The organism is Streptomyces sp. NPDC056527, from assembly GCF_042794475.1.
In the GTDB taxonomy this organism is placed as follows: domain Bacteria; phylum Actinomycetota; class Actinomycetes; order Streptomycetales; family Streptomycetaceae; genus Streptomyces.
In genome coordinates this window covers 198,084-224,834 of the sequence record NZ_JBHTTQ010000001.1, presented here as the reverse complement: position 1 = coordinate 224,834, position 26,751 = coordinate 198,084, and the positions used below count along the sequence as shown (strand labels likewise).

General features: G+C 72.6%; 29 protein-coding genes. 11 read left to right on the top strand and 18 right to left on the bottom strand.

Translation table 11 applies throughout. The features are described 5' to 3' along the window. The 5 genes from ACFQ7Q_RS01090 to ACFQ7Q_RS01070 form a co-directional block, all read right to left on the bottom strand. Positions 1–678: a response regulator gene (locus ACFQ7Q_RS01090; protein ID WP_383548003.1), complete on the bottom strand. Its 678-nt coding sequence runs from the start codon at positions 676–678 to the stop codon at positions 1–3. Next, positions 675–2,006 carry a sensor histidine kinase gene (locus ACFQ7Q_RS01085; protein ID WP_383548000.1) on the bottom strand — a complete coding sequence of 444 codons (1,332 nt, stop codon included), beginning with the start codon at positions 2,004–2,006 and terminating at the stop codon, positions 675–677. The genes ACFQ7Q_RS01090 and ACFQ7Q_RS01085 overlap by 4 nt, the downstream gene beginning before the upstream one ends. Continuing rightward, complete coding sequence (locus ACFQ7Q_RS01080) at positions 1,999–3,165, bottom strand: acyltransferase (protein ID WP_383547997.1); 1,167 nt, start codon at positions 3,163–3,165, stop codon at positions 1,999–2,001. Before ACFQ7Q_RS01080 ends, ACFQ7Q_RS01085 begins: the two co-directional genes overlap by 8 nt. Beyond that, the gene (locus ACFQ7Q_RS01075; protein WP_383547995.1) at positions 3,158–4,108 is read right to left on the bottom strand and encodes an alpha/beta hydrolase; all 951 of its coding nucleotides are present in this window, start codon (positions 4,106–4,108) and stop codon (positions 3,158–3,160) included. Before ACFQ7Q_RS01075 ends, ACFQ7Q_RS01080 begins: the two co-directional genes overlap by 8 nt. Before the next feature lie 150 nt (positions 4,109–4,258). After that, on the bottom strand, positions 4,259–5,488 hold the full coding sequence (locus ACFQ7Q_RS01070) for an MFS transporter (RefSeq protein WP_383547992.1): 1,230 nt from the start codon (positions 5,486–5,488) through the stop codon (positions 4,259–4,261). Between the two features lie 64 nt (positions 5,489–5,552). On the opposite strand from ACFQ7Q_RS01070, the gene ACFQ7Q_RS01065 reads away from it, so the two are divergent. Beyond that, positions 5,553–5,939, top strand: coding sequence for a MerR family transcriptional regulator (locus tag ACFQ7Q_RS01065; RefSeq protein WP_383547989.1), 387 nt, complete (start codon positions 5,553–5,555; stop codon positions 5,937–5,939). Between the two features lie 58 nt (positions 5,940–5,997). Here ACFQ7Q_RS01065 and ACFQ7Q_RS01060 read toward each other — a convergent pair whose 3' ends face one another. The 3 genes from ACFQ7Q_RS01060 to ACFQ7Q_RS01050 form a co-directional block, all read right to left on the bottom strand. Next, positions 5,998–7,272: a YncE family protein gene (locus ACFQ7Q_RS01060; protein WP_383547987.1), complete on the bottom strand. Its 1,275-nt coding sequence runs from the start codon at positions 7,270–7,272 to the stop codon at positions 5,998–6,000. A 184-nt stretch (positions 7,273–7,456) separates the two neighbouring features. Continuing rightward, entirely contained in the window at positions 7,457–7,936 is a 480-nt protein-coding gene (locus ACFQ7Q_RS01055) for a (2Fe-2S)-binding protein (RefSeq protein ID WP_383547985.1), read from the bottom strand. A gap of 14 nt (positions 7,937–7,950) precedes the next feature. After that, positions 7,951–10,308: a molybdopterin cofactor-binding domain-containing protein gene (locus tag ACFQ7Q_RS01050; protein ID WP_383547983.1), complete on the bottom strand. Its 2,358-nt coding sequence runs from the start codon at positions 10,306–10,308 to the stop codon at positions 7,951–7,953. Between ACFQ7Q_RS01050 and ACFQ7Q_RS01045 the strand changes: the two genes are divergently transcribed. Then, positions 10,279–11,172: an NADPH-dependent F420 reductase gene (locus ACFQ7Q_RS01045; RefSeq protein ID WP_383547980.1), complete on the top strand. Its 894-nt coding sequence runs from the start codon at positions 10,279–10,281 to the stop codon at positions 11,170–11,172. The two genes, ACFQ7Q_RS01050 and ACFQ7Q_RS01045, sit on opposite strands and share 30 nt — an antisense overlap. Before the next feature lie 25 nt (positions 11,173–11,197). Here the strand turns inward: ACFQ7Q_RS01045 and ACFQ7Q_RS01040 are convergent, their stop codons facing one another. Continuing rightward, positions 11,198–12,193: a glutamate ABC transporter substrate-binding protein gene (locus ACFQ7Q_RS01040; RefSeq protein ID WP_383547977.1), complete on the bottom strand. Its 996-nt coding sequence runs from the start codon at positions 12,191–12,193 to the stop codon at positions 11,198–11,200. Positions 12,194–12,295: 102 nt separating this feature from the next. Beyond that, positions 12,296–12,685, bottom strand: a complete 390-nt coding sequence (locus ACFQ7Q_RS01035) for a hypothetical protein (protein WP_383547975.1) — start codon at positions 12,683–12,685, stop codon at positions 12,296–12,298. 147 nt (positions 12,686–12,832) lie between these two features. Between ACFQ7Q_RS01035 and ACFQ7Q_RS01030 the strand changes: the two genes are divergently transcribed. Further along, the gene (locus ACFQ7Q_RS01030; RefSeq protein WP_383547971.1) at positions 12,833–13,582 is read left to right on the top strand and encodes a type 1 glutamine amidotransferase; all 750 of its coding nucleotides are present in this window, start codon (positions 12,833–12,835) and stop codon (positions 13,580–13,582) included. Positions 13,583–13,683: 101 nt separating this feature from the next. Continuing rightward, a complete protein-coding gene (locus ACFQ7Q_RS01025) occupies positions 13,684–14,124 on the top strand; it encodes an OsmC family protein (RefSeq protein ID WP_383547968.1) in 441 nt (146 codons plus the stop codon). A gap of 14 nt (positions 14,125–14,138) precedes the next feature. Here ACFQ7Q_RS01025 and ACFQ7Q_RS01020 read toward each other — a convergent pair whose 3' ends face one another. Then, positions 14,139–14,831 (bottom strand): RraA family protein, encoded by a 693-nt coding sequence (locus ACFQ7Q_RS01020; protein ID WP_383547965.1) that lies wholly within the window; start codon positions 14,829–14,831, stop codon positions 14,139–14,141. A gap of 241 nt (positions 14,832–15,072) precedes the next feature. On the opposite strand from ACFQ7Q_RS01020, the gene ACFQ7Q_RS01015 reads away from it, so the two are divergent. Together ACFQ7Q_RS01015 and ACFQ7Q_RS01010 are read left to right on the top strand one after the other, a co-directional pair. Further along, on the top strand, positions 15,073–15,837 hold the full coding sequence (locus tag ACFQ7Q_RS01015) for a metallophosphoesterase (RefSeq protein WP_383547963.1): 765 nt from the start codon (positions 15,073–15,075) through the stop codon (positions 15,835–15,837). A 78-nt stretch (positions 15,838–15,915) separates the two neighbouring features. Then, the gene (locus ACFQ7Q_RS01010) at positions 15,916–16,473 is read left to right on the top strand and encodes a DJ-1/PfpI/YhbO family deglycase/protease (protein ID WP_383547960.1); all 558 of its coding nucleotides are present in this window, start codon (positions 15,916–15,918) and stop codon (positions 16,471–16,473) included. A 20-nt stretch (positions 16,474–16,493) separates the two neighbouring features. Here the strand turns inward: ACFQ7Q_RS01010 and ACFQ7Q_RS01005 are convergent, their stop codons facing one another. Then, positions 16,494–17,948, bottom strand: coding sequence for a carboxylesterase/lipase family protein (locus ACFQ7Q_RS01005; protein WP_383547958.1), 1,455 nt, complete (start codon positions 17,946–17,948; stop codon positions 16,494–16,496). Positions 17,949–18,161: 213 nt separating this feature from the next. On the opposite strand from ACFQ7Q_RS01005, the gene ACFQ7Q_RS01000 reads away from it, so the two are divergent. After that, a complete protein-coding gene (locus ACFQ7Q_RS01000; RefSeq protein ID WP_383547955.1) occupies positions 18,162–18,521 on the top strand; it encodes a hypothetical protein in 360 nt (119 codons plus the stop codon). A gap of 430 nt (positions 18,522–18,951) precedes the next feature. Here ACFQ7Q_RS01000 and ACFQ7Q_RS00995 read toward each other — a convergent pair whose 3' ends face one another. From ACFQ7Q_RS00995 to ACFQ7Q_RS00980, 4 genes are all read right to left on the bottom strand, one after another. Then, entirely contained in the window at positions 18,952–19,293 is a 342-nt protein-coding gene (locus ACFQ7Q_RS00995) for a DUF4440 domain-containing protein (protein ID WP_383548308.1), read from the bottom strand. 65 nt (positions 19,294–19,358) lie between these two features. After that, positions 19,359–19,889 (bottom strand): GNAT family N-acetyltransferase, encoded by a 531-nt coding sequence (locus ACFQ7Q_RS00990; RefSeq protein WP_383547952.1) that lies wholly within the window; start codon positions 19,887–19,889, stop codon positions 19,359–19,361. 68 nt (positions 19,890–19,957) lie between these two features. Further along, a complete protein-coding gene (locus tag ACFQ7Q_RS00985) occupies positions 19,958–20,473 on the bottom strand; it encodes a DinB family protein (protein ID WP_383547951.1) in 516 nt (171 codons plus the stop codon). Positions 20,474–20,578: 105 nt separating this feature from the next. Beyond that, a complete protein-coding gene (locus ACFQ7Q_RS00980) occupies positions 20,579–20,944 on the bottom strand; it encodes a cupin domain-containing protein (RefSeq protein WP_383547948.1) in 366 nt (121 codons plus the stop codon). Between the two features lie 485 nt (positions 20,945–21,429). On the opposite strand from ACFQ7Q_RS00980, the gene ACFQ7Q_RS00975 reads away from it, so the two are divergent. The 4 genes from ACFQ7Q_RS00975 (at position 21,430) to ACFQ7Q_RS00960 (ending at position 24,587) form a co-directional block, all read left to right on the top strand. Beyond that, on the top strand, positions 21,430–21,816 hold the full coding sequence (locus tag ACFQ7Q_RS00975; protein WP_383547945.1) for an SPW repeat protein: 387 nt from the start codon (positions 21,430–21,432) through the stop codon (positions 21,814–21,816). Between the two features lie 210 nt (positions 21,817–22,026). Continuing rightward, positions 22,027–22,383 carry a DUF805 domain-containing protein gene (locus ACFQ7Q_RS00970; RefSeq protein ID WP_383547943.1) on the top strand — a complete coding sequence of 119 codons (357 nt, stop codon included), beginning with the start codon at positions 22,027–22,029 and terminating at the stop codon, positions 22,381–22,383. A gap of 189 nt (positions 22,384–22,572) precedes the next feature. Continuing rightward, a complete protein-coding gene (locus ACFQ7Q_RS00965) occupies positions 22,573–23,865 on the top strand; it encodes an ATP-binding protein (RefSeq protein WP_383547940.1) in 1,293 nt (430 codons plus the stop codon). A gap of 143 nt (positions 23,866–24,008) precedes the next feature. Then, positions 24,009–24,587 carry a YdeI family protein gene (locus tag ACFQ7Q_RS00960; RefSeq protein ID WP_383547938.1) on the top strand — a complete coding sequence of 193 codons (579 nt, stop codon included), beginning with the start codon at positions 24,009–24,011 and terminating at the stop codon, positions 24,585–24,587. Between the two features lie 4 nt (positions 24,588–24,591). Here ACFQ7Q_RS00960 and ACFQ7Q_RS00955 read toward each other — a convergent pair whose 3' ends face one another. Further along, the gene (locus ACFQ7Q_RS00955; protein ID WP_383547936.1) at positions 24,592–25,092 is read right to left on the bottom strand and encodes a GNAT family N-acetyltransferase; all 501 of its coding nucleotides are present in this window, start codon (positions 25,090–25,092) and stop codon (positions 24,592–24,594) included. A 36-nt stretch (positions 25,093–25,128) separates the two neighbouring features. Beyond that, the gene (locus tag ACFQ7Q_RS00950) at positions 25,129–26,709 is read right to left on the bottom strand and encodes a hypothetical protein (RefSeq protein ID WP_383547933.1); all 1,581 of its coding nucleotides are present in this window, start codon (positions 26,707–26,709) and stop codon (positions 25,129–25,131) included. Positions 26,710–26,751: the final 42 nt, after the last annotated feature.

The following is a 26,751-nucleotide window of genomic DNA, read 5'->3' as shown; positions in this document are numbered from 1 at the left end:
TCAGTGGCCGGCCGGGCGGACCAGGCCGGTGTCGTAGGCGTACACCGCCGCCTGGGTCCGGTCACGCAGACCGAGCTTGATCAGGATGCGGCTCACATGGGTCTTGACGGTCTGTTCGGCGACGACCAGCCGGGAGGCTATCTCGGCGTTGGAGAGCCCGTTGGCGATCAGGCTCAGGACCTCGGTCTCGCGTTCCGTCAGATCGCCGACGCGGTCCAGGCGCGGGGCTCGGGGTCCCGCGCTCAGCCGGGAGAATTCGGCGATGAGGCGCTTCGTGAGGTTGGGCGCGAGCAGTGCGTCGCCGCCCGCCACCACCCGTACCGCATGGGCGAGTTCGTCGGCCGAGGCGTCCTTGAGGAGGAACCCGGAGGCGCCGGCGCGCAGCGCCTCGTACACGTACTCGTCGAGGTCGAAGGTGGTCAGGACGAGCACCTTCACGGCGGCGTCGGCGGGCCCGGTGATGAGGCGGGTGGCCTCGATGCCGCCTATGCCGGGCATCCGGATGTCCATCAGGACGACGTCGGGGGCGAGTTCGGCGACCTTGGCGACGGCCTCCTCGCCGTCCACGGCCTGTCCGACGACCTGGATGCCGGGCTCGGCGTCGAGCAGCACGGTGAAGCCCTGCCGGACCATCATCTGGTCGTCGACGATGAGGACCCGGATCGTACTGCTCGTCATGTGCCGTCCTTGCGGAGTTCGATGGGGAGGGTGGCGGTCACCTCGTAGCCGCCGTCCGGAGTGGGTCCTGCTGTGAGTTCGCCGCCCAGCATGGCCGTGCGCTCGCGCATGCCGAGCAGGCCGTGCCCGAGGCCCGGCGAGAGCGGGGCCGCGGAGAGGTCGGTGCGTCGGTTCGGTGGGGTGTTGGTGATCCGGAGGGTGAGCCCGGCCGCGAGATGGCCGGTCTCCACCCGGACTCTCGCCCCCGGCGCGTGCCGCATCGCGTTGCTCAGCGCCTCCTGGACGATGCGGTACGCGGAGAGTTCGACGCCCGGCGAGAGCGGACGGCGTTCTCCCGTGGTGGTCGCGTCGACGGTGAGCCCGGCGGCACGGACGTTGTCGAGGAGTTCGTCGAGCCTGTCCAGGGTGGGCTGGGGGGTGTGCGGCACACCGTCGGCTGCCGGGTCCTCCGCCCGTAGGACGCCCAGGACCCGGCGCAGTTCGGTCAGCGCCTCGACGGCGTTCTGCCGGATGCCGGCGAGGTTCTCCCTCAGCTCGTCGGAGGGGTTCTCGACCAGGTGGGGGGCGACCTGGGCCTGGATGGAGATGACCGACATGTGGTGGGCGACGACGTCGTGCAGCTCGCGGGCGATCCGGCCGCGCTCCTCCAGAAGCGTGCGCCGGGACCGTTCCTCGGCGGTGATGACCTCCTGGGCGACGAGCTGGGTCCGCGCCACTCGGCTCATCCGCAGCGAGGCTCCCACCACCGCCGCGGTCGCGAAGGCGATGGCGCCGCCGCCGAGGTCCTCGTTGTGCGGAAAGCCCGTGGGAACAACGGTGTTGACCACTCCGGACAGCACGGTGATCACGAGGGTGACGACGGTGACACGGAGTGGGACGCGCAGGGCGAGCAGCAGCACCACGAAGGTGTGGACCACGATGCCCCAGACGCTCCAGGGCCACACCAGGTCGGGTCCGACGGTCGACTCGGCGATCTCCGCGGTCAGGAACAGGGTGACCGTGGAGAGCCACCAGGCCGGCACGGGACGGCTCAGCGCGAGGACCAGGGCCGCGGCCTGGAGGACGATGAGCAGCTGCACGGGTCCCGTGAGGTCCGGTATGGCGCTGACGTACTCGGCCATCTTGGCCAGGCCCGCGACGAGGGCGAGCAGCACGAGGTGTCCGTGCGGCAGCCAGCCGAACCACGCCTGGCGGGGCAGCGGGTCGCGGGCCATCGTCCAGAGGTCCTCGCGCAGGGTGCGCGGCACCCGGCCCAGGGCGCCCATCAGGGTCCGCCCGTAACCCTCCCCCACCTGTTCCCCCTCGTCCGCTGCGTCCAGCCTAGGCACGTCGGATCTCCTTGCTCACCTCGGGTCGCCTCTCGCGGGCGGGGCGGCGGCCGCCCTGTTCGTACGTACGGAACGCGGCGACGCACACCAGCAGCGCGAGCGCGAAGAGCGGCAGCCAGACGAGGCGGGCCAGGACCCAGCCGTACCCGTCCGGCACGGTGTGCAGGCCGGGGAGCGGTCCGCGGCCGAGGAGTTCGCCGGCCATGCGCCCGGTGACGGTGACGGCGATCATCGCCGTCTGGTGCCAGAGGAAGACGGTCATCGCACCGAGGTTGAGCAGCGCGACCGCGGCCCAGGCGGCGGGCCGGCGCAGGGCCCGGCGCAGCGGGCCGAGCAGCAGCAGGGCTCCGCCGCACTGGGCGAGGCCGAAGGTGACGGCGGCGAGCGTGGGCGGGTTGAGGTTGGATATCGGCGCGCCGGGCACGCCGACCATGGAGCCGGGGTAGCCGGCGAAGAGGACGAGGAGGGCGGTCGCCGCGGCTCCGCCGAGCAGCAGGACCCAGCCGGTCGTCCCGCCCTTGAGCCCGTGCCGGGACCAGGCGGTGCCCAGGCAGTACGGCACGAGCCAGCCGGCGGCCACGTTGATCCAGCCGAGCCAGGCAGGTCCGTCGAGGCCGAAGCGGATCACGTCGACGTGCAGGACGACGGCGAGGGGCCAGAGCGGATGGATCCGGGCGACGAGCGGGGTCGCCGCCGTGAGCGCGGCGAAGACGAGCAGGAACCAGAGCGGAGAGAGCACGAGCTTGCCGAGGGCGTACACGGTCGGCCAGGGCACCCCGGTGGCGAGCATGGCGAGCGCCGCGACACTCCACAGCGCGAGCACGGCGGCGACGGGCCTGAAGAGCCGTCCCAGCCGGGCCGCGAGCCAGCGGCGGTGGCTCTCCTGCCGGGCGCGGGAGGCGGCGTGGCTCGTGGCGGCGACCTGCCCGCCGACCAGGAAGAAGACGGCCAGGGTCTGGAACACCCAGGAGACGGGGGTGAATTCGGGCAGGTCCTGCAGGGGGCTGGCGACACGGACCGTGCCGCTGTCGGCGATCAGGGCGGTCACGAGCCAGTGGCCGAGGACCACGCCGAGGATGGCGAGGCCACGCAGGGCGTCGACGGCACGGTCGCGGCCCGGCGGGGTGGCCGCCTCGATGCGGCGGACGAGTTCACGCATCGGCCGGGTCCCGTCCCTCGACGATGCTCGCGAGCCGCCTCAGCGCTACGGAGCCGGGGACGAGGTAGTCGCTGTGTCCGCCGTCGCCGGCGTCGAAGACCCTGGCCCCGAACTCCGGCGCGAGGGGGTCCGTGCCGAATCCCAGCTCCCCGAGGGGCAGGGGCACGCGGAGGTGGGGCACGTGGGCGATCCAGTCCGATCGACCCCGCCCGGCCCAGACGGTGGCCGTGGTCCGCAGGTCCGCGGCGCTGTCGGCGCCGGCCCCCGGGCTTCCGTAGAGGACGATTCCGGCGACGGGGAGCCCGGGCGCCGCTTTGGCGCAGACGACCGAGCCGTAGGAGTGACAGAGGAGGGTGAGACGGGCCGCGGGCTTCGCGGCTCTCAACTCCGTTACGAAGTCGCGCAGTCCGGGGGCGGCCTCCTCGGCCCGCCCCGGGGTGAGGGCGGCCGCGCTCGCGGTGGCGGGGGTCGGGTAGCCGAGCCAGGCGAGGACGGCGGCGCGCCCGCCCAGCCGGCGCTGGAGCGCGACGGCGCCGTTGCGGAGACGCTCGCTGCCGAGCGCGGTGTCGGAGCCGGGGACGAGGACGGCGAGGTGTTCGGCGCGCGCCAGGTCGCCGACGACCTCCACGCTGCGTCCGCCGTCGCGGCCGTCGAAGGAGAGGAAGTGGCGGTTCGGGCCCGCCATGGCGCGCAGGGCGGCGGCCCGATTCCGGTCTCCGTAGTCGGCGGCGGTCCGTTCGGCGGCGCGGACGGCGTCCCGGTTGGCGGCGTACCGCGCGTCGAGGTCCGCGGCCGTGACCCGGGCGAGCGGGCCGAGTTCGGCGGGTGCGGGAGCCGGGACGGCGGCGGGGCGGGCGGCACCCGCCGTCGGCACCGCCACCGAAGCGGTGACGAGTGCGGCGAGCAGCGTGCGGCGCAGACGGCTGCGCGGGCGGGACGCCATGGTGTGGTCCTTCCGTACCGGACGAGGTGCTTCGTTCCGGTGCCGAACGTATGGATCACGCCCTGTAGTCGGCGTCCCGCCGGAGGGGACAGTCGGCGAGTAGCTCTGAAGTACTACGGGTAGGGGTGGCGGCCCTGGAGACCGCGGCGGTCATGTGCCGGAGGGCACTCGGCGGGCGGGGAATCCGTGGGCACGGGCGGCTGCCACGACGATCAGGACGGGCGCGAGGAGCAGCAGGACGCTCCAGGGGAGTGCGGCGGCGCCGAGCAGATCGAGGAGCAGTCCGCCGGCGACGCCTCCTCCCGCCATGGCGGCGTTCCAGAGGCTGACGAGCATGGTCTGAGCGGTGTCCGCCGCCTCGCCGCCCGCGTCGCCCACGGCGGTCTGCAGCAGGGTCGGCGCGCCGCCCCAGCCGAGGCCCCACAGCGTGGCGGCGGCGTAGACGAGTGCGGTGCTGTCGGCGGCCACGGCGAGGGCTCCGGCCGCGACGGCGAAGAGCACGATCCCGGCGAGGGTCAGGGTCCGCAGCCGGCGGTCGATGTGCAGGCCGGTGAACCAGACGCTCAGGAGGGAGGCGCCACCGAAGACGAGGAGGACGAGTCCGGTGGAGCCGCCCATGCCGAGGTGGTCGAGGAAGGCGGCGACGTAGGTGTAGAGGATCGTGTGGGCGAGGACGAGGACGAGGGTGACGAACAGGACGGGGGCCACGCCGGGGACGGCGAGGGTGCGCCGGATGGGCGCCCGGTCGCCGCTGGGCCGGCCGGGGTGGTCGGGGACGGTGAGCACGATCCAGGCGAGGAGGGCGACGGCGAGCGCGCTCATGACCAGGAAGGCGACCTGCCAGCCGAGCGCGGCGCCGAGGAAGGTGCCCGCGGGCACGCCGAGGGAGAGGGCGAGCGGGATGCCCGTCATGACGACGGCGATCGCCTTGCCCTGGAGGTGGACGGGCACCATGCGGCGGGCGAATCCGGCGAGCAGGGCCCAGGCGAGCCCGGCGGCGACGCCCGCGAGGAACCGGGCGGCCATGGTGAGGGGGTAGTGGGTGGAGACGGCGGTGACCGTGTTGGCGAGGGCGAAGCCGGCGACGGCGGTGAGCAGCAGGCGCTTGCGCCGCCAGCCGGCGGTGGCGGCGGCCAGCGGGATCGCGGTGAGCGCGGTCCCGATCGCGTAGATGGTGACGGACTGGCCCATGGCCGGCTCGCCGACGCCGAGGTCGGCGCTCATCGCGGGCAGGACGCCGGCGGGCAGGGTCTCGGTCAGGCTGGTGACGAAGACGGCCGTGGCGAGGGCGAGAAGGGCGGGCAGGGGCAGCTTCCCCGCGGGTCCTGGGTTCTGGGCGCGTGTCGGCGAACCGGCTTTGGATGTCGTGTGGTTGCTCATGGCTCGTATGGTGAAACCTTCACATTGATGTGAGGGTCAAGCGAGATCCCATGAGGTGGACCACATGCGCATCGGAGAGCTGTCGGAGCGCACCGACACCCCGCGCAGGCTGCTGCGCTACTACGAGGAGCAGGGACTCATCGTCGCCGATCGCATGCCCAACGGCTACCGGGCCTACGACGAGTCGAACGTGGACCGGGTCGTCCAGATCCGCGGGCTGCTGGACGCGGGGCTGCCGACGCGGATCATCAAGCAGATCCTGCCGTGCCTCGACAAGCCCCTCGTCATCCACTTCCCCGACGCGACGCCCGAGATGCTCGCCACGCTGGAGGACGAGCGCGACCGGATGACCGAGCGCATCCGTTTCCTGACCCGCAACCGGGACGCGGTCGCCGAGTATCTCGACGCCGTGCGCGAGAAGTTGGCGAACGGGTCCGTCGCGGCGGACTGAGGGCCGAGGGCGTCCGATGGGCGCCCTCGGCGACCGTCATGGGTCGGGCCGAGACGCCTCAGCGCGCCGCCGGGCCGGTCCAGTCGGCGGGCACGTGTGCGAGGCGGACCCGCTGCGGGTGGTCGCCGACGGCCACCGAGGCGACCTTGCGGCCGGTGGCGAAGTCGATCGCCGTCACACGGTCCGTGCCGCTCTCCGAGATGACGCAGGAGCGGCCGTCGCCGCTGACCGTCGCCCAGTACGGCTTGGACGCCTCCACCAGCGGCCCCTCCTTCAGGGTCTCCCGGTCGACGACGGTGGCGTAGTCGTCCATGGTGGCGGCGATGCAGAGCCGCTTGCCGTCGGGGCTCATGGACATGCCGTGGTGGCGGGAGTCGTTGACCCAGGTGGTGCGGTCAGGGTCGGTCGCCGGGTTCTGAGGGAGCGTCTTGAGGCGGGTGATCCGGTCGGCGGCGACGTCGTACTCGAGGAAGCCGTTGAAGAACGAGACCTGGAAGTAGAGCTTCGACTCGTCGGGGGTGAACGCGACGGGTCGTACGGCGTCGGAGAGGTCCTTGCGGCCGAAGGCGTCGAGCCGGGCGCGCATGTCGATGACGCGTACCCGCTCGAAGGTGAGGGCGTCGACGACGGTGATGCGGCGGTCGCCCTTGGTCCAGTCCCAGAACGGGTCGTCGAGGGCCGTGGTGACCTCGCCGATGGCCATGTTCCAGAGGTGGCGGCCGTCGGCCGAGAAGACGTTCTCGTGCGGCTTGTCGCCGGTGGCGAAGGATCCGGTCTCCCGGCCCGTCGTGATGTCGAGGACGTGCACGGTGTTGGAGGTGGAGGCCGAGACGGCGACCCGGGTGCCGTCGGGTGAGACGGCCATGTGGTCGGAGCGGAATCCGGAGACGGGGAAGCGCCAGTTGATCCGGCCCGTGCGCAGGTCGATCGAGACGACATCGGCGAAGCTCGGCCGGGAGACCACCATCGCGGAGCCGTCGGGCGTGGCGTACATGTCGTCGACGAACTGGTCGTGGCCCTCGCCGGGCCCTTGCCGGATGCCCAGGAAGAAGGCCAGCTTGAGCGGGTTGAGCCCGATCTCCCACATCCGGGCTTCGCGGTCGGGGATGACGTTGATGCGGCCGATGCGCGCGAAGTCGCCAGTGGACTCGATGACATCGGCGGTGCCGTCCCAGTTGTTCCCCACGAACATCACCTCGCGCAGCCCGGCAGGCCGCGCGGAGTCGGCGGAGGAGGCGGCGACGCTGCCGCCTCCCGTGACGGTGAGAGCGAGGGCGGCGGCGAGCGCACCGAGCAGGTGACGGCGCGCACCACGCGTCCGGACTGCGGGCATGGGGGGGTCCTTCCGGGAGACGTGCGACATCGAACACCCCGCCGGTCGGGGCAACTTACCCGACGGTAAGGAGTTGTCGCGCCCACGACAAGACGTCGGTCGGCAGAAGTCTCGACGATCGCGGACCACCCATGCCGCTCGGCGGGCGGCGCGCCGGCCCCCCTCGTACCGGGCCGTGCGGGTGTCATGTCATGCGGCGCGCTCCCGCCACGATCGCCTCACGAATCCGGTTGTAGGTGCCGCAGCGGCAGATGTTGCGGATCTCGTCGAGGTCGGCCTCGTCGATCTCCCGGCCGGCCTCACGGGCCCGGCGGACCTTGGCGACCGCCGTCATGATCTGCCCGGGCTGGCAGTAGCCGCACTGGGCGACGTCGAGGTCGAGCCAGGCCTCCTGCATCGGGTGGAGCTCCTGCCCCACGGTCGCGGGAAGGCCCTCGATGGTGGTGATCTCGTCGGTGGGGGCGATGTCCTTCACCGGGACGGAACAGGGGTTGAACGCCTTGCCGTTGATATGGCTGGTGCACGCCTGGCAGACGCCGAGGCCGCAGCCGTACTTGGGCCCGGTGACGCCCAGGACGTCCCGGAGCACCCACAGCAGCCGGACGTCGTCCTCGACCTCGGCCGTGACGGCCTTGCCGTTGAGGATGAAGGTGTGTTGCGGCACGGTGGCTCCTGCTCCTAGAAGGCGCGGTCGAGGCCGTCGACCGGCGAGGCGGGGATCGGCGGGGTGGTGGGCAGCGGCTCGAATCCGAGCGGCTCGGCGTGGTTGACCGGGAAGGCAGTCGGCATGGTGCCGGTGGCCCTGCCGTACGCGCAGGCGACGGCGGCCATGGCCCCCGCGACGGCCAGCTCGCCCGCTCCGCCCGGCCGGTCCGAGGTCGGCGGCATCACCACGATCTCCAGCTCGGGCGGGGTGTTCCACTGCCGGGTGTAGAAGTAGTTGTCCCAACTCCCCTCCTGGAAACGCCCGTTGTCGAGGTGCAGTCCCGAGGTGAGGGTCACGGCGATGCCGTCGATGATGCCGCCCATCATCTGGGCCTGGAGGCCGCGCGGGTTGACCGCGAGGCCGACGTCGACGGCGCAGACGACCTTGGTGACACGGGGACCCGTGTACGCGTCCTCGATCTTCCGTCCGGTGGTCTCGGGCCGGCAGTCGATCTCGGCGAGGACGGCGACGAAGGAGTGGTACTCGGGATGGATCGCGATCCCCTGGGCCACACCGGCGGGAAGGGAGCGCCCCCAGTCCCCCACCTCCGCGACCTTGTCCAGAACGGCCCGCGCGCGCTCCTCCTTGAGGTGACGGCGCCGGAACTCGTAGGCGTCCTTGCCCGTCCGGCGGGCCAGCTCGTCCACGACCAGCTCCTGGGCGCACCGGACGTTGGGCGAGTAGATGTTGCGCATGGAGCCCGTGTTGAAGCCCTTGTCCGTCTCGCTCAGCAGCTGTGTGGTGACCCCGAAGTGGTACGGGCTCTGCTGGGTCAGCTGGAAGATCGTCTCGGAGAAGGTGAGGTCGCCGACGGGCAGTCGGGCCGCCGCGGAGGTGATGATCTCACCGAGACCGTGGCCGAAGTCCGTGGCGACGGAGGTGTGGCGCTGCTCGTACGTCAGCACCTCGCCGAGGCTGTACGTGGCCCGCACCCGGGAGGTCGACATGGGATGCGTACGGCCCTGGCGGAAGTCGTCCGTCCGGTGCCACATCAGCTTCACGGGCCTTCCCATGGCCCGGGAGATCTCCGCGGCCTCGCCGGCGGCGTCGTGGAAGAGCTTGCGTCCGAACGATCCGCCACCTTCGGTGACATGGACCTTGACCGCGGTGACCGGGAGACCGAGCCGCAGGGCGATCTGCTCCTGGGCGACGATCGGCGACTTCAGGCTCGCCCAGATCTCCGCCGAGTCCGCCCGCACGTCGGCGATCGCGCAGTTGGTCTCCAGGGCGCTGTTGCTGGCGAAGTGGAAGGTGAAGCGGGCGTCGACGGCCTTGGTCAGGAGTGGCAACGGCGGTACGACAAGGGGTAGTTCGGCGGCTCGGAGCTTCTTCAGGACGGTCGCGTCCGAGGTGCCCTCGGCGGTGCCGGGGCCCCAGGTGACCTTCAGGGCGCGGACGGCGTCGATGCACTGGCCGAAGGTGCGGCCGCGGACGGCGACGCCGGTGGAGATCCGTACGACGTCGGTGACGCCGGGCATGGACCGGACCTCGTCCAGGTTCTCCACCGAGCGGACCGTGCCGTTGATCGTGGGCGGCCGGCAGACCATCGTGGGCAGCGCGTCGGGCACCTGGACGTCCATGGCGAACTTCTTGCGCCCCGTCACGGCCTCCAGGGCGTCGATGCGCCGCTGCGCGGTGCCGATGACCTTGAACTCGGACGGCTTCTTGAGCGCGACGCCGACCGCGGTGTCGGTGACGGCGGCCGCCTTCACCGCGAGTTCGCCGTAGGTGAGGCTCCGGCCGGTCGTCGAGGAGACGATCGCCCCGGCCCGCGCGGTCAGCGAGCCCACCAGCTCCCCGAGCTCCAGGGCGGCGGCATGGAGCAGCCGGCCCCGGGCGACGGCGGCGGCCACGCGGATGGGCGCGAAGGTGGAGACGGTGGTGTTGGAACCGCCGGTGAGCTGGTTGAACAGCAGCTCGGGGCGGGCGTCGGCGAGGGTGATCCGCACCTTCTCCAGCGGCAGGTCGAGCTCCTCGGCGAGCAGCATCGCGGAGGAGGTGGTGATGCCCTGGCCGACCTCGGCCCTGGGCAGGGCGAAGGAGGCGGTGCCGTCCGGGTCGATCCTGACGGTGATCAGATTCGCGGTGGGCAGGGCGGCATGGGTGAGCATGTCGTTGAGGTCGTAGATCTCGGAGGGCCCCGGCAGGGACGGCACCAGGGCGGGAGCCGCGGCAGCCGCCGGGGCGGGCGCGAGGACCGCCTCACCGAGCTGTGCGGCGACGGTCAGCGTCGGCGCCGCGAGGACGTAGCCGAGGAAGCGGCGCCGGTCCGGACCGCTCGGCGCGGACTCTTCCCTCGGGTGCTGCTGCGCATCGTCGCGCGCTGTCATCGGCTGCCCTCTCTACGAACCACGAAGTCCGACGGATCATCGCGCACACGGCGCCCTGTGCGGCCCGGAACGGCACAGGTTTCACTCCGGGCGCGCCAAGCCCTCACGACACGGCGGGCGGAAGCGGGGAATAGCGCGCCCGGGACCGACGGTTGTGAGCCCACGTGGCACGCGGCCGCACCCCGCTCGGAAGGAAGCTCCATGAAGATCGGCATCATCGGCGCAGGCAACATCGGCGGCAACCTCACCCGCCGCCTCACGGCCCTCGGCCACGACGTCTCCGTGGCCAACTCCCGCGGCCCGGAGACGCTCAGCGCGCTCGCGGAGGAGACCGGCGCGAAGCCGGTGACCGTCGGCGAGGCGGCGCGCGGCGCGGAGATCGTCGTGGTGACCGTGCCGCTGAAGGCGGTGCCGGACCTGCCCTCGGGTCTCTTCGACGGCGCGGCGGAGGGCTTCGCCGTGATCGACACCGGCAACTACTACCCGCAGCAGCGCGACGGCCGGATCGCGGCCATCGAGGACGACGGCCTGACCGAGAGCCGCTGGACCGAGCGGCACATCGGCCACCCGGTGATCAAGGCGTTCAACGGCACCTACGCCCAGGACATCCTGGACAAGCCCCTCCCGGCCGGCGACCCGGAGCGCATCGCGCTGCCGGTCGCGGGCGACGACGAGGCCGCCAAGAAGACGGTCCGGGCCCTGATCGACGAGCTGGGCTTCGACACCGTCGACGCGGGCGGCATCGACGAGTCCTGGCGCCAGCAGCCCGACACTCCCGTCTACGGCCTGCGGGACGGAGTCGCGGCGGTCACCAAGGCCCTCGCCGACGCCTCGCCCGAGCGCCCCGCGTCGTTCCAGGGCTGACATTGCCCGCGTGGCGGCCTACGCCCTAGGACCCCGGGGCGTAGGCGGCCGCCGGCGGGCCCTGGGGGTGGGCGCCCAGGGACGGTGCGAGCCAGCGGTTGTACGAGGCCATCCAGGCGCTGTCGGCACCGCCCCTGCGGTAGTCCTCCAGCACCGCGTTGACCCGGCGCACCAGATCCTGGTCGTTCTTGTTCATGGCCACCCCGTACAGGGAGGTGTCCAGACGCGGGCCGACCAGCTGGAGGTTGGGGTCCTGGGCGACGAGCCCGGCGGCGAGCGTCGCGTGGGTGAGGATGGCGTCGACGTTCCCCTGCTGGAGTTCGACGAGGCAGTCCAGATGGCTCGCGGTCTCCACGGCGACGGCGCCGGTCCTCGAGCCGCGCAGCAGGTCGGCGGCCGAGCTTCCCTTGCTGAGGCAGACGCGCCGGCCGCGCAGCTTCGCGTCGAAGCCGTCGATCTCGGAGCCTTCGGGGACGAGGAGTTGATGGCCGGTCTCGAAGTAGACGCTGGAGAACGCGATTTCGGCCAGCCGCTCGCAGGTGATGCTCATCGTGCGGACGACGACGTCGACCTGGCGGGCCTGGAGCCGGGAGATCCGCTGGCTCGGCGGCATGCTGACGAAGCGGACCGTGGCCTTCGGGCCGAGGATGTCACGGGCGATCGCCCGGACGAGGTCGATGTCGAAGCCGACCGGTTCACGGGTCTGCGCGTCCCGTGAACCCCAGAGGTAGCTGTTCAGGTCCACCCCCGCGACAAGGTGGCCGCGCTCGCGGATGCGCCGCACGGCCGGGCCGTCCACGCGTGAGGGCCGAGGACTCGCTCGCCGTGGATCGCAGTCCGGGGCGCGGGCGGGCGGCGCGGCGGCGTGCCCGGCAGTCGTGCGCGGGACGGCGGACGGGCCCGTCGTCACGGCGGCGGCCGGAGCCGCGGCCAGGACCATCGCGATGAGCAGCAGCCACAGCGTGGAGCGGCCGCCCAGCGGCCACCTCCCCCGGCGTACCGACCCGGATCCAGCAGTCACAAGCCCCACCCCCGCGCAGCCGACTCCCGAGCACCAAGGCTACGCAGCCGAACGCCAACACGCGGGTGCGATACGAGAGTTGACCGTATGTTGGGACAAGCTTCACCGTCCCCGCAGGGCGGGCAGCGACGGCAGTGCGAGCTTCCGGCCCACGTGCGCGAGCCCGCCGACCCGGACGGCCAGGCCCGTCGGCACCCGCCGGTCGCCGGACGCGTCGCACTCCTCCGACGCGGCCCGGCCCATGGACGCACGTACGCCCACCCGGATGCCGCGGCCCTCCCGTGTCGGTCGCACCGCGCGAAGCTGACTGCGTGAGAGCCGGGCGCGCTGGCCGCCACTCGTGATCAGCGCGTTCACCGAGGTCATCGGGTCGGCGCCCACGCTCCGCGCCAGCAACATGCCGACGGCCAGCGGAAGCAGCGCCACGGCCAGCGCCGAGCCGGTGGTGGTGACGTGCTGCATACGGCGGTTGCGCCGGTCGTCCGAGGTCATGACCGCATTCGACCAGCGGAGGCAGGTCCCCGGCATCGGCCGACGTACTCAGTCCGGCCGTACGCACATACTCAGTCCGGGGTTGTCGGCGGCCCTCCGGGGGAACCACCCTGGCGATCGAGCACGGACAGCGGAGGCGCGACGACTGTGACCCCCATACCCGGCGCGGCACCGTCCGTGCTCGTGATCCAGCACGAGGACGGCACGGGCCCCGGCCTCGTGGGCGACCGCCTCCGGCGGGCCGGCCTCCACCTCGACGTCGTGCACCCTTGGCTCGGCGACCGGCTGCCCGATTCGCCGCACGGGCACGCGGGCCTCGTCGTCCTCGGCGGCGCCGCCGGCTGCGAGGACGTCGCGGCCATGCCGTGGCTGCCACGGGTACGCGAGATGCTGCGGGCGGCGTCGGCCGAGGAGATCCCGGTGCTCGGCATCTGCCTCGGCGGCCAGATCCTCGCCCACACCTTCGGCGGCGCCGTCGCCCCGCGTCCCCAGGGCCCGGAGATCGGCGCCGTCCTCCTGCGCCGGTTGCCCGCGGCCGACGCGGACCCCGTTCTCGGCGCGGTCCCCGAGGGCGCGGCGGCGGCGCAGTGGCATTGGGACGAGGTGGTGCGACTGCCGCCGGGAGCGGTGCCGTTGCTCACCGGGGACGACTGTCCGATCCAGGCGTTCCGGGTCGGATCGGTGGCCTGGGGTGTGCAGTTCCATCCCGAGGTGCTCGCCGACTCACTGGCCGAGTGGGCCCTCGCCGAAGGTGCCGAGGCCCGGTCGGCCGGTGCCGATCCGGAGGCCGCAGTGACCGCGGTACGCGCGGCGGAGCCTGAACTCCGTACAGTCTGGGGGGCGATGGCCGACGCGTGGGGCGCCCTCGTCCTTGCCGGGACGCGGACCGCTTCCTGACCCCCGGCGTGTCCCGGCGCGCCCGCTTGGCGGGCCGTGCCCCGTGGGGTTGCGTGGGCCGTCGATCGCCACGTAACGCACACCGAGGAGTCCACGACACCATGGCCGACTACCGCATCGAGACCGTCCGCACCGGCTATCGCACCTGGATCGCCCGCAACGACCGGGGCGCGGAGGTGCGGATCGGCGCGGCCGACGACGCGGACGCGCAACCCTCGTTCACCCCGGTCGAGCTGCTGCTCGCGGCCATGGGAGGCTGCGGCGGCATGGTGGTGGACAGGACGGCCCGCGCCGTGGACCACGACGATCTGCGGATCGTGGTCGAGTCGGTGTCGGGGCCGGAGGACGACGGCCGGCTGGGCCGGATCAGGGTCAGTTACGAATTCGAGCTGCCGGACAACAACCCCAAGGCGGCGGAGGTCTTCGCCCGAGGGGTGCGGCTGACACACGAGAAGTTCTGCACGGTGAGCCGGACGGTCGAGCACGGTGCGACGGTGGAGGCGCTGCTCCCGGACGGCACGGTCGGCTTCCGCGCCGGCTGACCCACGGCACGGCGCTACTCCTCGATGGCGCCGCCGATCCGGCGCAGATGCCGCCGGAAGGTGTACGACGGGTCCGCGTCCCGCAGCGCGAGGAACTCCGCGAACCGCGTCTGCGCGCGCAGCGTCTCACCGGCCCTGATCCTGCGCGCCTGGTCGCGCTCGGTGCGGAGGATGCCGTGGGCGGTCTCGAGGACGGCGTCGACCCGGTCCGCGGCCACGAACAGCACGCCGTCGTCGTCGCCGAAGACGATGTCGGCGGCGCTCACCAGGTGCTCGCCGCACCGTGCGGTGCGCAGCGCTTCCGGCTCCCGGGCGTCCACGCGGACGGGGCCGGGTGCGTGGCGGCCGTAGGAGAAGACGGGCAGCCCGATCTCGACGAGGTCGGGCGTGTCACGGTGCAGCCCCCAGACGACGAGACCGGCGACGCCGGCCGCCTCGGCCTCCAGGACCGCGAGGTCTCCGACGCACGCCTCGTCGCGGCGGCCCGCGTTGTCGACGACGAGCACGTCCCCGGGCTCGGCCTCGCCGAAGGCTTCCAGGAAGACGTCGACGCTTCCGTAGTGCCGGGCGGGCAGGACGCGTCCGGCGAGCCGCTGCCCCGGCACGACGGGAGCGATTCCGGCGGGAGCCGCGCGCAGGGGTTCACCGAGCCGGACGCAGGCGTCGGCGATCAGGGGCGTGGAGAGGTCGGCGAAGTCCTTCAGCATCGGCGATGTCCGTTCTCTGACGTGGTGCCCGCGGTTGCGGGCGGCGCGGGCGGCGGCTGTCGCCCGATGCTATGCGCCGGATTCGGCTCGGTCCCGGGCCACTTGTGCCGAGGTGGCCCGTGCGGGGCCGGGCGGGTCGCAGTAGTTTCGCGGCGGGACGCGGAGGCCGTCCCGTGGTCGACAGGGACGCGAAGGCCGTACGCGGCTCTCGGGGCTTCGCGCCGGAGAGGGGCTCACCGCCGTGATCGTGATCGCGCATCTCAGCGACATCCACATCGACAGCTCGCCGCGCAGCGCGGAGCGCACCAGGTCCGTGATGGCCTATCTGGAATCGCTCGACATCGACCTCGACGCGGTCGTGGTGACCGGTGACATCGCCGACCACGGTCTGGAGTCGGAGTACCTCCGTGTACGGGAGTTGCTGCGGACCCGGCATCCGCTGCTCGTCTGTCCGGGCAACCACGACGTGCGGGACGAGTTCCGCCGCGTGCTCCTCGGCGCGCCCGTGACGCGGGCCGGCTCGCCGGTGAACCAGGTGCTGCGCGGGGCGGGGTTCGTGCTTGCGCTCGGCGACTCGTCGGTGCCGGGGAAGGACGAGGGGTTCCTGGAGGAGGAGACGCTCGCCTGGCTGGAGTCCGTCCTGGACGGGACCCCGCAGGACGTACCCGTCCTCGTCGGGTTCCATCACCCGCCGACCGCGCTGCACATCCCTTTCGTGGACGGCATCCGTCAGTTCGGGGAGCATCGGCTCGCCGAACTGGCCGAGCGCCGGTCCGGCATCGTCGCCTTCCTGTGCGGGCACGCGCACACGGCGGCCGCCACCACCTTCGCGGGGCTCCCGCTGCTCGTCGCGCCGGGCGTGATCTCGACGTCGAAGCTGCCCTGGGAGTCGCAAGGCCGTACCGGCGTCCATGTGTACCGGGACGAGATGGCGCCGTCGCTCGCGTTCCACGTCCTGGACGAGGAGGGCCGGATCACCACCCACTACCGGAGCGTCCCGGTCTAGCGTCCTCGTTTAGCGGTGCGGTGCGCGGAGACTCGCGGGAGTGTGGGCCGGTGCGCGGTCCACGGGCAGGAGGCTGCCGTGTCCCTCGACGGAAAACGCGTCCTCGTCCTCACGACGAACTACGGCACGGAGCAGGACGAACTGAAGAAGCCGGTGGCGGCCCTGCGCGAGGCGGGCGCCCGGGTCACCGTGGCCGCCCGGAAGGCCGAGCCCGTCCACACCCTGGTGTCGGACCGGCGACCTGGTGACGTCGTACGGCCCGATGCGACGTACGGCGAGCTGTCGGCGGACGGGTTCGACGCGGTGGTCGTGCCGGGCGGCACCGTCAACGCCGACCGTCTGCGGGTCGACCCGGCGGCCCAACGGCTGCTGTCGGCGTTCGCCAAGACCGGGAAGACCGTGGCCGCGATCTGCCACGGCCCGTGGCTGCTCGTCGAGTGCGGGCTCGTCCCGGGCAAGGAAGTGACCTCGTACCCCTCGATCCGTACGGATCTGGTGAACGCGGGCGGGACCTGGGTGGACCGCGAGGTCGTGGTCGACACGTCCGGCGGGTTCCGCCTGATCACCTCACGCAGGCCCGCCGACGCCGAGCGCTTCTCGAAGGCGATCGTCGAGGCGCTCGGCGGGGACCCGTAGCCGTGAGCCGGCGCCCGCCGTCAGGCGAGCCAGATCTCGCGGACCCTGCGCAGCGGGTCCCGCTCCACGCGCGGCTCGGTGTCCCAGAGCATCATGGCGCGGTCACCGGCCGTGTAGCGCGGCCAGGACTCCCCCGGGTCCTGGTCCCGTACGAAGGAGACCCAGGCGCGGTGCATCGCGTCGGCGAGGGCGCGCGGCGGTGCGTCGCCCGCGGCCGCGGTGACGCCCTCGGCGTCCAGGAGGTCGAAGGCGTACGGCAGGTCGAGGCAGTGGAAGGCCATCGAGTTGACCGGCGACTTCCAGACGAACTCGTAGAGCCAAGTGGGCCGTTCGCGACGCGCGCGGGCGTCGGCCACGGCCAGGGACGGTGCGCGGAAGGTGGCGTCGGTCAGCGCCTGTCCGAAGAGGCGCTCGGGGTCGTCCGCGGCGTAGGCGGTGGTGAAGGACTCCACCCGGTCCGGCGCCAGGCCGACGACGCCGAGGAGTGCGGGCATGGGCGGGCCGTCGGGTCCCGGGGCGGGGATGGCGTTGAACTCGTGCGACGTGAAGCCGAGCATCAGCGGGACGTCGGCGCCCGCGTCGCCGTCTGTCAGCGCGTCGAGGACCGGTTCCGGGATCAGTTTGCCGTCCGCGAAGGGCGCGAGCGCCAGCATCGGGGGCAGCCCCTCGCGGTCGGGTCCGGGCTCGCCCAACCGGTCCTGGAGATCGAGCAGCGCGTCGTCGCTCAGGTCGCGCAGGGCGGCGGCGGTGGCGGGGACGCCGGTGCGGGCGGTGAAGAGGCGGGCGGCGGCGCGGGCGACCTCGGGTCCGTCCGGACGCATGACCGCCCCGGAGACGGAGAGCGCGCCGCGGAACAGGTCGCGGGCGGCGGGGACGGCGAGCAGGGTCTGCACGGCGCCCCCGCCTGCCGACTGGCCGGCGACGGTGACCTTGGCCGGGTCGCCGCCGAAGCGGGCGATGTTGTCGCGAACCCACTCCAGGGCGGCGATCCAGTCCAGGACGCCACGGTTGTCGGGCGCGTCGTCGAGGTGCAGGAAGCCCTCGATGCCGAGCCGGTAGCCGAGGGAGACCAGGACGACGCCGTCGCGGTTGAAGGCCGAGCCGTCGTACCAGGGGCTGGCCGCGGATCCGGCGACATAACCGCCGCCGTGGATCCAGACCAGGACGGGCAGGCCCGCCGCGGGGTCGGGCCCGGGGGTGAAGACATTGAGGTTGAGCACTCCGGCGCCGGGGACGGAGGGCTCGGGGATGGTGGTGACCTCGGCGAAGGGGCGCCGCTGGGCGGTCGGCCCGTACGCGGTGGCGTCGAGGGGCTCGGTCCAGGGCTCCGGCGGCACGGGCGCGGCGAAGCGGAGGTCGCCGACGGGCGGCTGCGCATACGGGATGCCGAGGAAGCGGACGCTGCCGTCGGCCCGCCGCTCGCCTCGGACAGGACCTCGGGTGGTGGTCACGAGGGGCGCGGCGGTGGGCGTCATGGGGGCTCCTGAGGGATCACGTGACGCGAGCGCGTCGACGAGGACGACAGGAAGGTAACACGTGTCACCATCACGTGTCACCCATCGGTGCCACCGAGCGGCGGCGCGGTGACTCCGGTACGGAACACACGTCCTGACGATCCGTCCATGGTGTCGCCCTCCCGGGCACGGGTAGTACCGGTGAGGGACGGCGTGGCGGCAGGGGGTGGCGGTGTGGACGCGTCGACGGTGGTCGGGATCCTGGTGGTGGCCGGCGGGGCGGCGCTGATGGCGACGGGCGCCCTCCGGAAGGGCCGGGCGGTACGCCCGCTGCGTCCTGCTCGCGCACGGGCCGCCGCCGAGCGCGCGGACTTCCGTGTCCTGCTGCGCGCGGCGGGCATGGCGATCGCCTCCGCACGCGACGCGGCGGGCCACGGCGAGCCGATCATCGTCACCGTCGAGGACGTGATGCGTCTGACGGTGGAGCACTTCGGCCACACCGAGGTCCCCCGCGAGCAAGCGGCGGCGGCCCTCCGCCTCCAGTACGAACGCGCCGCCTGCGCACGGGACTGCGTCACCGACGCGTTCGGCTGACCCCGGGGGCCGGGGCGACTGGGTGGGCGGGCCTATCGCTCCAGGGCGGCTGCGGCGGGCGATCGCGGGGCACCCCGGGGCGACTGCGGCGCGCGGGCCTGGTCGCCCCAAGGCGATTGCGGCGGGCGTGCCTGTCGCTCCGGGGCGGTTGTGACGGGCGGTCTCGGGGCACCCCGAGGCGATTGCGGCGCGCAGGCCCGTCACTCCCGGACGACCGTGGCGGGCGGTCTGTCGCCCCCGGGACGACCGTGACCGGCGGCCTGTGGGCGCCCCCCAGCCGGCGGTCGGGGGCAGCCCGGTCACCCCAGGGCGGCTCGCGGGTGGTGCGGGCGACCTGGAGAGCTGCGGCGGGCGGCCTGGGCGCCCCCGGGGTGGCTGTCGTGGGTGGCCTGGGCAGCTGGGGCGGCCGCCCCGGCGCCTCCGGGAGCTGTCACCCGCGCCGCTCCGCCTCCGGCGGGACCGGTGTCGCCTGGTGGTAGTACATCCGCCAGCCCGAGCCGTCGCCGGCCCGGCGCCAGAGAGAGCTGCGGCGGGCGCGCAGGCCGTCGATGACCGTTTCGTAGGTCAGGTGGACCAGGCCGGGGGCGAGCAGCGTGCCGGTCATCGCCGAGGGTTCGTAGCGCGGGCCGTCATCCGTGCCGCCGGGCAGATCGGGCAGAGCGGCGAGCATCTGCTCGTACGTCCAGCGGCGGCCGGAGGCGCCGACCTCGACGAAGTCGGGGTCGAGCAGTTCCCGTGCGAGCACACGGGACGTACGCACCGAGGGCTCCATGAGCCGGAGTTCCGACGCGACGGCCTCGGCGATCTCGGCGGCCGAAACGGCCTCGTCCGGCGTACTCACAGGGCGATCCAGTAGCGCCGCTTGCGGCCGAGCTCCGTCTCGCGGACGTCCTCCAGGAGGCCACCGTTGCGCTCGATGGTGCGCGCCGAGGCGATGTTGCCCTCGTCGCAGGTCACGAGGACCCGGTCGAGGCCGAGGGCGCGGGCCTCGGGGAGGACCGCGCCCAGCGCCCAGGTGGCGAGGCCGCGGCGGCGCGCGGAGGGCCGGATGCTGTAGCCGATGTGCCCGCCGGCACGGAGCAGCAGGTCGTTCAGGTCGTGGCGAAGATCGATCGCGCCCGCGTAGCCGCCGTCCTCGACGATCCACCAGTGCGTGGCATGGACCCAGCCCTCCGCGAGCGGGCGCGTCGGATCGGCCTGCGCCCGCAGTCTCCCCACCCAGGCGGCGAAGACATCGGGATCGGCGAGGGCGTCCCCCTCCGCCAGCCTCATTCCGGCACCGTCCTGATGGGCTCCGGGGTTCCACTCGGCGTGCGCTTCGAGCCAGGAGGCCTGAAGACCTGGGGTGGGGGTGACCAGTTCGGGCATACGGGGGACCATAACAGGCCAACCGGCCTGTGGATCAGGGCATTCACGGTGCCGGTCGCGTGCCCGCGCTACTCGCCGGTGACCCCGTCGATGCGCTCGCGGAGCAGGTCCGCGTGGCCGTTGTGACGGGCGTACTCCTCGATCATGTGGGCCAGGACATAGCGCAGGGAGTACGCCTCCTCGCCCTGGTGTCCGCGGTCGTCGAGGGAGTCCGCCGCGTCCACGACGGCGCGGGCCCGGGCACACTCGTCGCGCCACACCGCGAACGCCTCGGCGACCCCGGCCTCGTCGAGGCCGTCGACGTCGAAGTCCGCCCAGTCCGTCGAGCCGGACGGGGTCCAAGGGCTCCGACTCCGCTCACCGTTGACGACGTTGCGGAACCAGCCGCGTTCCACCTCGGCAGCGTGGCGCACCAGGCCGACGAGCGAGAGTCCCGAGGGGGCGATCGCGCGCCGCTTGAGCTGCTCGACCGTCAGACCCGCGCACTTCATCTCCAGGGTGTCGCGCTGGAATTGGAGCATCGCGGTGAGCGTGGAGCGCTCGTCGGCGGTACGGGGCGGCTGGGTGCGGCGATCTTCGTTCATCGGGTCATCGTGCCGGCACCCACCGGCGACGGTCCCGGCGTCTTCCCGCGATCGTCGGCACGGCCTTCCTCACGAGACGTCGGCCGGACTCGACCGCGGCCTTCTTCAGGCGGGTTGGGCGTAGTTGCCGAAGCCGACCCAGTCCAGCGCCACGCAGGGCTCGTCACCGAGTACCCAGGCGTCGTGCCCGGGTGCGACAGTGAAGAAGTCGCCGGGGCCCACCTCGAGCGATTCGCCGTCGTCCATGACGATCTTCATCCGGCCGCTGACGACGTAGCCGACGTGGTCCGCCTGACAGCTGTCGGTGCCGGCGATGGGCTTGATGTGCTTGGACCACTGCCAGCCCGGCTCGAAGACGGCCCGGCCCACCGGGCCGCGGTCCGTGTTGACCAGGTCGAGCCTGCCCTTACCGCCCTCGAAGGGACGGGTCTCATCTGCGGAGTCGAAGCTCCGGGACGCGATTCCGGTCATGTTCGTCCGCCTCCCGGCGGTGTGACGTGCCAGCCCCCGAGTCCTCTTCCAGGTTACGCCGAAGGGCCCGCGCCCGACGTCCTGTTGCCGCGGGCGCGGAACCGCCGCGGGACGGGGCCCGCGGCGGTGACCCGGGTCCACGGACCTCCCCGTGTACGGATTCGCCCCGCATACGTCCCTCGGCGGAACGGAACCCGGTCCGGGGAGGGACGGTGCATATCGATCCATGCCGACGCTTGGCCTTTCACCGGACATTCATTGAACAGTCACCTTCTTTGGCGGTTCCCCGCTAATCCGTCACGTGATTTCTGTACGGATCCCTTATCGGACAGATCTACACATAAAGGCCAGATAAGAGCACAATGAAACCGCGGCATCACGCCGCAAGCACGGTCGGACGTGCAAGACGCCAGAAGGAGGCGAGTCGTATGTCTGACGTCTCTCACCGTCCTGGTGATATCAGGGGCCACCCGGATGCACCGGAAATGCGTGACCGCTACTCCCGAATGCTCCAGACCCGTGGTGTCGCCGCGGTCGAGGAACTGGTCATCCTGGCCGGCATCTGGGCCGCCGTGTCCGCTTACACGGTCCACTTCGCGGCGCTCCACCCGGACCTCGCCCTCAGCAACCTGATCGTCGGCATCGCTCTCGCCGGCCTCGGGCTCTGTATGTCGATGGCGCCGGAGCGGTCACAGGACCTCAACTTCGTCGCCCTGGTAGGTGGCGTCTGGCTGATCATCTCCCCCTGGGTGGTCGCACGGAACGCAGACACCGGCGCGATCGTGAGCAACGTCATCACCGGCGCATGCGTCTGCCTCTTCGCGCTCACGGCGGGCGGACTGCTCATGAGCAAGACGAGAAAAACGGGATGAAGTTCTGATCCCCTCCCTAAACGGCGTCCCATCCTCTGCATCAGGATGCGGCGCCGTTGTCGTCCCACTGGGCAAACCAGACACATCACCCCCCAACGCCCCACGGCAGGTAACGAATTGACCGACGGCGTTTCGGCCACATAAGTTCTGCGTAAGCTTGCTCCACAGGGACAGGCTCCCGCTCGCATTCCCAGTCCTTGGGGGGACAAAGTGAACTGGTACCTCGACGTTCTCAAGAAGTACGCGGTATTCAACGGCCGTGCGCGCCGCCAGGAATACTGGATGTTCTTCCTGTTCAACATCATCGCGTACATCATCGTCGCGATCCTCGACGCCGTGCTCACCACCCAGCCGCTGCTGACCGGTATCTACGCGCTGGCCGTCTTCCTGCCGACGCTCGGTGTGACCATCCGTCGCCTGCACGACACCGGCCGCTCCGGCTGGTGGATCCTGATCGGCATCATCCCGCTGGTCGGCCCGATCATCCTGATCGTGTTCTACGCGACCGAGGGTGCCGCGACCGACAACGCGTACGGCCCGAACCCGAAGGCCGTCGCCGCGTACTAAGCAGTACCGCCCGAAGCCCCCGGAAGGCTCCCTTCCGGGGGCTTCGCGCATTCCCGGCGCCGGACGCCCAGTGACGGTTCGTAGCATTTACCGCTCGCGCCTTGTGCACCGTGGAGCACGACCCGCCTCCTCCCCCGCCCCTAGCCTCGCCGCAGCGGCGCGCAATGGAACGAACGAGGGGCGGTACCGATGAACTGGCTCATCCACGACTACCGCGAGAGCGATCTCGCCGCAGTGGTCCACCTGATCGACACCACGGCCGAGCTCGGCCAGGAATCCGTCTTCTCCCTGGCCGAGTGCATCGGCGCTCTGACCTCCCGCCAGCCGGCGGTCGTCGCCGTCCACCAGGGCGTGCCCATCGGGGCGGCGCTCGCCTGTGTGGCCGGCGAGCGGGCCTGGGTGATGCGGATCGCGATCGCCTCGGCCTGGCGGGGCCGCGGCCTCGCCAGCGCGCTCCTGGTCGAGCTGGAGCGACGTCTGGTCGCGGCGCGGGTCGGCCGGATCGCGTACGTGCTGCCCGAGGAGGACCTGCTCGGCGAGGGACTTCTCAACGCGGGCTACACCCGCCAGCCGGCCGTCGCCTACTTCGAGAAGGTCGAGCCGCTGCACGGGCCCGCCGCCAACCTCCTCGACGACCTCGGCGGCCGGCTGCTGCCCGGGGATCTGTGGGCGAAGGTCGCCGGCATGGAGCGCGAGAAGGATCTGATCGAACGACGGGTCGTGCTGCCGCTCGCCGAGCCGGAGCGCGCGGCGCGGCACGGTGTGCGACCGCCGCGCGCCGTGGGCCTGTTCGGCCCTCCGGGCACCGGTAAGACGACGTTCGCCCGCGGAATCGCCTCCCGGCTCGGCTGGCCCTTCGTGGAGATCCTGCCCTCCCGGCTGGCGGACGAGGGCAATCTGGCGGCGGCGCTGCGTTCGGCGTTCGCCCGGATCGCGGAGCTGGAGCGGGTCCTGGTCTTCATCGACGAGGTCGAGGAGATCGCCCCGGTCCGTCAGGAACCGGCGCAGCCCGGCGGGATGCACGGTGTCACGAACGAACTGCTCAAGCTGATCCCGGGTTTCCGCGAGCGCGACGAGCGGCTGCTGGTCTGCGCGACGAACTCGATCCGCTCCCTCGACCCCGCCTTCCTGCGCCCCGGCCGTTTCGACTACCTCATCCCGATCGGTACACCGGACAAGGCGGCCCGGGCCGCGATCTGGGCGCGCTACACCGAGGGCCGGCCGGACGTGGACATCGACGAACTGGTGCTGGCGAGCGACCTGTTCACGCCCGCCGACATCGAGCATGCCGCCCGGATCGCGGCACAGAACTCCTTCGAGCGGGATCTGGTCTCCGTCGGCGGACGGACGGCGGCCGACGAGCGGATACCGGGAGCGAGTACGGCGGACTATCTGCAGGCGATCGGTCAGTGCCGTCCGACGGTGACGCCGGAGATGATCACCCAGTTCGAGTCGGACATCACCACACACGCCCGGTTCTGACGGGTCCCCTCGCGCCGGGTGCGCGGTCCCCTCCCGGTCGGGTGCCGGCGTTCGGCCGGTATCCGACCACGTCGTCGGTGGCCCGAATATCTTGGTCACGAGCGGATTCCGCGACGACAGACCAACAGAGGGGGACTGGTCCCATGGAGCAGTACGAGGGGCTCGAGCTCAAGACCGTCACGAAGACCGAGGAGCTGGAGTCCTGGCTGGAACAGCACCATGCCGACACCCCCGGGGTATGGCTGAGAATCGCCAAGAAGGGCAAGGGGGGCGAGTCGCTGACGATTCCGGAGGTGCTCGACTGCATGCTCTGCTTCGGCTGGATCGACGGGCAGCGCAAGGGCGGGGACGGGGCGTACTACTTCCAGAAGTACACCCCGCGCCGGGCGCGCAGCCTCTGGTCTCTGGTGAACGTCCGCAAGGTCGATGCGCTGGTGGCCGCGGGCCGGATGCGCGAGCCGGGGCTCGCGGAGGTGCGGGCGGCGCAGGCGGACGGGCGGTGGGAGTCCGCGTACCCCTCGCAGGCGGAGGCGACCGTGCCCGACGACCTGGCGGCGGCGCTGGCGGCCGACGAGAAGGCCCGGACCTTCTACGAGCAGCTCGGGAAGACCGATCAGTACATGGTGATCCTGCGGCTGTGGCAGGCGCGCACGCCGAAGAACCGGGGCGAGCGGCTCGATCGGATGATGACCAAGCTGGCGTCGGGCGAGAAGGTCACCTGACCGGTCACGCCGTCCGGCGGTAGAGCACCTGGGGGGCCTCGAACTCCACGAAGGAAGCCGCGTGGACCATCCCGATGGCCTCCAGGAGCCGCCGCGACCGGTCGTTCGCCTCCTGCGTCACCGCGACCACGCTCTGTGTGCTCTCCAGCGCCCGGTCGACGGCGGCGGCGACGGCCTCGCGCGCGTATCCCTGCCCCCAGTGCTCGGGCAGGAACTGGTACGAGACCTCCGTCTCCCCGTCCCGCGACTCCGGTTCCACTGTCACGAGGCCGAGCAGTGTCCCGTCGGAGGCCCGGACGACCGCGTGGACGCCGGGCGCTCCGACGATCCGCCGCTGCCGGATCCGTACGACCTGGTCGATGACGGGACCTCCGAGGTGGAAGCGGACGTCGGGGTCGGTCCACAACCGGGTGACGGCCGGCACGTCGCGCGCCTGCACCGGCCGCAGCAGCAGTCGCTCGGTGGCGAGGGCGACGTCGGCGGGCGGGGCGGCGGAGGTGTTCATACGTACGATCATCTCAGCTCTGCCCGGCCCGGTGCCTCAGGGGCGCATCCGGCGCTGCACGGCGGCCAGGGCGCCGGCCTTGCGGCCCGGGACGCGTTCCCGCAGCGCGACGAGGGCGGGCCCCAGCTCTCGGGCGCGGGCGGGGTCCTCGATCTGCTCCCACTGGTGGTGCGCCCGGTCGACGGCTCCCTCGACATCGGGCTCCCCGGGCTCCTGGCTCAGCCCGAGCCGGGCCTGGGCGGCCGCGATCCACAACTCGCAGCTGCGGGCGGGCTCCCCGGCGAGTCGCGCGAGATCGGCCCGCACCTCCATCCAGTGCACGGCCTGCTGCGAGCGAGGCCCGTACCGTCGCAGGGCCTCCTGCTCCCACGCGACGGCCACGGCCACGGCCTCCCCGTGCCGCCCGGCCTGGGCGGCGGCCAGGATGGCGGGATGCGGATCGGGCACGCCGACGGGGGCGGGCGAGGGCATCGGCGGGGCAGGGGGATTCCCGGATCGGGTGGGAGCCCCGACAGCCGGAGCGGCAGCCGTCGTCCCGATCGGGCCGGGCACGGCTGCCCTGTAGGGAGCGGACACCGGTACGGGTGCCGCGTCGTACCTCGTAACCGGCGCGGAGGCCTGGCGAAGGCCTGGCACAGGGGCCGACGCTCCGATGGCAGTGGCGGCTGGGACCGGCACGGGTGCCGCGTCGGGAGCAGGCGCGGCAAAGGGCGCGGGCGCCCCGCGAAGGCCGGGCACAGGGACGGGGCCGGGCACGGTTGCTCCGGGTGGGGCAGACTCCGGAACCGGACCGAGGGCACTCTGTGGAGCCGGGACGGCGACCGGGGCGGAAGCCCCGTACGAAGCCGGCGCCACGGCGGGCGCGGGCGCCCCGTGCGGGGCACCGACCGTGACCGGCTCGGCTCTCCCGGCGGGAGAAGGCGCCGGCCCGTTCCCCGGCAGGGGCAGCCCACCCGGCGCGGCGGCGCCGGGCGTCGGGGTCAGAAGCAGCGCCTCGGACCCGGCCCGCTGGGCCGCCGCCTCCGCGTGGAGGTGGGGCAGCGGCGGGCGCGCACCGGTGCGCCAGATCGTGGCGAAGTGGCGGAGGTACTCCGGGGTCGCGGGGTCACCGCGGCGCGGGGCCGGGGCGACCCTGCCGTAGAGGTGCGGGCCCGGGCCCAGGGAGAGCAAGCCGGGGGCGGTGCGCAGGCGTTGCCAGAGCTCCGGGTCGACGACCAGGTCGGCCACCACCGTGGTCGTCCCCGGCCGCCGCGCCGCGAGTTCCGCCGCCAGCCAGTGCCACGGCAGCCCCGTGTACCGCAGCGTCGTCGGCGTGCTGCGCGCGAGCGCCAGGTGCGGCAGGTGCTGGCGCCGGTCCAGTTGGAGCTGCCCCGCGAGGTAGACGGCCAGCGGCCCCGGCGTCGCCGCGGCGGCCCGCAGGCGTGTCAGTACGGTCTGCGGGTCCAGCGGGTCGGCCAGTTCGACGACCGTCGCCACCGGCGTGCCGGTCAGCGCGCTCGGCGGCACCGCCGCCAACGCGGGCAGCACGGAGGCCGCGTCCACCGCTCGTCCCCGCCCCGCCGGCGCCGCCGCCAGCAGCACCGCCGTACCCACCGTGTCCACCTCGTCGTTCACCACACAAGCACCGTAACCTTCCCACCGCCCCTTCTCGTTATCACC

Excerpts from the sequence above, each read along its gene's own strand:
- ACFQ7Q_RS00965 (WP_383547940.1), top strand. The coding sequence starts at position 22,573 with ATGAACTGGCTCATCCACGACTACCGCGAGAGCGATCTCGCCGCAGTG.
- ACFQ7Q_RS00995 (WP_383548308.1), bottom strand. The coding sequence starts at position 19,293 with ATGGAGCCCTCGGTGCGTACGTCCCGTGTGCTCGCACGGGAACTGCTC.
- ACFQ7Q_RS01025 (WP_383547968.1), top strand. The coding sequence starts at position 13,684 with ATGGCCGACTACCGCATCGAGACCGTCCGCACCGGCTATCGCACCTGG.
- ACFQ7Q_RS01070 (WP_383547992.1), bottom strand. The coding sequence starts at position 5,488 with ATGAGCAACCACACGACATCCAAAGCCGGTTCGCCGACACGCGCCCAG.
- ACFQ7Q_RS00990 (WP_383547952.1), bottom strand. The coding sequence starts at position 19,889 with ATGCCCGAACTGGTCACCCCCACCCCAGGTCTTCAGGCCTCCTGGCTC.
- ACFQ7Q_RS01090 (WP_383548003.1), bottom strand. The coding sequence starts at position 678 with ATGACGAGCAGTACGATCCGGGTCCTCATCGTCGACGACCAGATGATG.
- ACFQ7Q_RS00975 (WP_383547945.1), top strand. The coding sequence starts at position 21,430 with ATGCGTGACCGCTACTCCCGAATGCTCCAGACCCGTGGTGTCGCCGCG.
- ACFQ7Q_RS01060 (WP_383547987.1), bottom strand. The coding sequence starts at position 7,272 with ATGCCCGCAGTCCGGACGCGTGGTGCGCGCCGTCACCTGCTCGGTGCG.
- ACFQ7Q_RS01005 (WP_383547958.1), bottom strand. The coding sequence starts at position 17,948 with ATGACGCCCACCGCCGCGCCCCTCGTGACCACCACCCGAGGTCCTGTC.
- ACFQ7Q_RS01050 (WP_383547983.1), bottom strand. The coding sequence starts at position 10,308 with ATGACAGCGCGCGACGATGCGCAGCAGCACCCGAGGGAAGAGTCCGCG.
- ACFQ7Q_RS00980 (WP_383547948.1), bottom strand. The coding sequence starts at position 20,944 with ATGACCGGAATCGCGTCCCGGAGCTTCGACTCCGCAGATGAGACCCGT.
- ACFQ7Q_RS00960 (WP_383547938.1), top strand. The coding sequence starts at position 24,009 with ATGGAGCAGTACGAGGGGCTCGAGCTCAAGACCGTCACGAAGACCGAG.
- ACFQ7Q_RS00955 (WP_383547936.1), bottom strand. The coding sequence starts at position 25,092 with ATGAACACCTCCGCCGCCCCGCCCGCCGACGTCGCCCTCGCCACCGAG.
- ACFQ7Q_RS01075 (WP_383547995.1), bottom strand. The coding sequence starts at position 4,108 with ATGGCGTCCCGCCCGCGCAGCCGTCTGCGCCGCACGCTGCTCGCCGCA.
- ACFQ7Q_RS01080 (WP_383547997.1), bottom strand. The coding sequence starts at position 3,165 with ATGCGTGAACTCGTCCGCCGCATCGAGGCGGCCACCCCGCCGGGCCGC.
- ACFQ7Q_RS01065 (WP_383547989.1), top strand. The coding sequence starts at position 5,553 with ATGCGCATCGGAGAGCTGTCGGAGCGCACCGACACCCCGCGCAGGCTG.
- ACFQ7Q_RS01020 (WP_383547965.1), bottom strand. The coding sequence starts at position 14,831 with ATGCTGAAGGACTTCGCCGACCTCTCCACGCCCCTGATCGCCGACGCC.
- ACFQ7Q_RS01035 (WP_383547975.1), bottom strand. The coding sequence starts at position 12,685 with ATGACCTCGGACGACCGGCGCAACCGCCGTATGCAGCACGTCACCACC.
- ACFQ7Q_RS00985 (WP_383547951.1), bottom strand. The coding sequence starts at position 20,473 with ATGAACGAAGATCGCCGCACCCAGCCGCCCCGTACCGCCGACGAGCGC.